Annotated in this window: 1 protein-coding gene and 1 pseudogene; both read right to left on the reverse strand. The window is 68.1% G+C overall.

What is annotated here, in order from left to right; genetic code table 11:
• Positions 1-926, reverse strand: a 926-nt coding sequence (locus tag ACIQFX_RS39130; protein ID WP_402473379.1) for an ABC transporter substrate-binding protein, incomplete at its 3' end; no start/stop codon positions are given.
• A 106-nt stretch (positions 927-1,032) separates the two neighbouring features.
• A pseudogene (locus ACIQFX_RS39135) lies at positions 1,033-1,129 on the reverse strand (carbohydrate ABC transporter permease); the annotation flags it as partial.

The following is a 1,129-nucleotide window of genomic DNA, read 5'->3' on the forward strand; positions in this document are numbered from 1 at the left end:
CCCTTGGTCCACTGGGGCAGGGGGGCGACGCGCCAGTCGCCGGAGGCGGAGGCGACGCCGGAGGTGAGGTTGGCGGGCATCCAGGCGCCGATGGACAGGGTGGCGATGGAGCCGTCGGCCAGGCCCTTGTACCAGGCGTCGCTCCAGGAGCTGACCGGGGCCAGGAGCTTGTCGTCGAGGAGCTTCTGCCAGGTGGCGGTGTAGGTCTGGGTGCCCTCGTCCGCGAAGTTGATGGTGACGTCGGTGCCGTCGGTCTTGTAGGGGCGGCCGCCGGCCTGCCAGATGAGGCTGGTGGTGGCGCCGGCGTCGCCGGTGTCGTTGGTGATGAAGATCTTGGGGTCGGCCTTGTGGAGGGCGCGGGCGGCTTCCACGTACTCGTCCCAGGTGGTGGGGACCTTGATGCCGTGCTTGTCGAAGACCTTCTTGTTGTAGAAGAAGGCCATCGGGCCGGAGTCCATCGGCAGGGCGTAGATGGCCTTGTCCTCCGTGACCGCGTCCCACGGGCCCGGGGTGAAGCTGGTGCCGTATCTGGCGGCTCCGTAGGGGGAGAGGTCTTCCACGGACTTGCCGATGGCGAACTGGCCGAGGGCGTAGTACTCGATCTGGGCGACGTCGGGGGCACCGTTGCCGGCCGCGATCGCGTTCTGCAGGGCGGTGTACTGCTTGTCGCCCGTGCCGGCGTTGACCAGTTCGACGTCGACGTTGGGGTACTTCTTCTCGAAGTCCTCCGCCACCTTCTTGAGCGTGGGTTCCCAGGCCCACACCGTGACCTTTCCGCCCTTCTCCAGCGCGGCGCTGACGTCGTTCGGAGTGCTTTCGCTCGGCCCAGCGTCCGAGGCGTCGGAGCCGCAGGCCGTGGCGGTCAGCGTGAGGGTGGCGAGTACAGCGAGGGCGCCGAGCAGTCTGCGGGTGCTGTGCGTACGCATAGGAGGTACTCCTGGTCGGGTGCGGGTGCGGGTGCGGGTGCGGGTGCGGGTAGTGGTGGTGGGGTGACTTTCGGGGAGGGACGGATCCGGGTGGGTGGATGGGTGGCTATTCCTTGACGCTGCCTGCGGCGAGGCCGGATTGCCAGAACCGTTGGAGGAGGAGGAAGACGGCGACGATCGGGATGATCGTGAGGAGGGAGCCG

Origin of the sequence: Streptomyces sp. NPDC093089 (assembly GCF_044754405.1) — a bacterium.
Classification (GTDB): domain Bacteria; phylum Actinomycetota; class Actinomycetes; order Streptomycetales; family Streptomycetaceae; genus Streptomyces.